Here is a 1,101-nt window from a genome sequence, read left to right as displayed (position 1 = left end):
CAACAACATTTTTTACAAAATATGTTTCTCATCCTAGAAAATAATTAACCACCTCAGCGCAATATTGCTATAAAGCTAGTAGCACCAATGAGTTAACGAACTCTTTTTCAATCTCTATCTTTCTCAAAGAAAAAAGGCTGCATACGCAAGCCTCAATTTTTAATATAAGTTCAAATTACAAAAAATCATAGATGTCTGTCTGATGTGATGCTTTCTCTGCCTCTATGATTACATCTGCAGTGGTTGGCATCCGTCTATCCCTAATTACCATCTCATACCCGATAACTTTTCGTCCTTTTTTTACAGTTGTTAAATCTATATCAGCGTTGAATTTCATTTCTAATTCTTCGCATGCCACCATTAGAGCGTTCCTCTTAAACAAACCTGCAGGCCATGACTTCTCTTCACCCAAGAACCAATCTTGCCACTCCTCTAAACTTCCCTTAATGGTTGTATATTCTCGATTTCCTAAGCGATATGCTTCCCAAAGTTTCATCAAGATCAAAGAATACTTTGATTTCACATTTCCTAACTCATCCAAATGGAAAGAGTAGTAGTTTCTTTTCAACTCAAAAACTAAAGGTCCAGCATCTTCAGAGAATTTGAACTCTACAAGGCCATCCTCGATAAATCTTATTCTGCTGAAAAGTTGAGTCATGATTATTGAACGTCTACCGTCAGGCAATGTTTCAGGGATATATAGGGCTGTATTCTCGTTAAGTCTCGAAAAAGCTTCTGCAATCCGTCTATAATTCTGACCGTTTTTAGTTAATCCAAAGTGCTTCATAATGTCAAGGCTATGAACCGTAAAGACATCACCGACTCTACTATCTTTCGTTACAGATGAAAAACAGTAGTCTAAAACCTTGTGTTCAAAAGCTTTTAAATTACCAAAAGCTTTGGCCAAGTCATTCGCCTGGACAACTAAATAATTTTGACGAGAAGCTAGTTCTTCATAGATTTTACTGGATTTTCTATTTGATACCATCTTGTTTACCTTTTACTATGTTTCCTATTATGCTATATTCTATCAATTTTTAATTTTATAGTCAATAATGGGGTACAAAATAGTCAATAATGGGGTACAAAATAGTCAATAAT

Annotated in this window: 1 protein-coding gene; it reads right to left on the bottom strand. The window is 35.0% G+C overall.

The genetic code is table 11. From position 1 onward, the window contains the following. Positions 1-175: 175 nt before the first annotated feature. Positions 176-988, bottom strand: a complete 813-nt coding sequence (locus GMD1S_RS10405) for a replication initiation protein (RefSeq protein WP_000254441.1) — start codon at positions 986-988, stop codon at positions 176-178. Between the last annotated feature and the right edge of the window lie 113 nt (positions 989-1,101).

Source organism: Streptococcus sp. GMD1S (genome assembly GCF_000296875.1).
Lineage (GTDB): Bacteria > Bacillota > Bacilli > Lactobacillales > Streptococcaceae > Streptococcus.
Note: the sequence above shows the minus strand (reverse complement) of the source record. Positions and strands in the feature narration are given on the sequence as shown.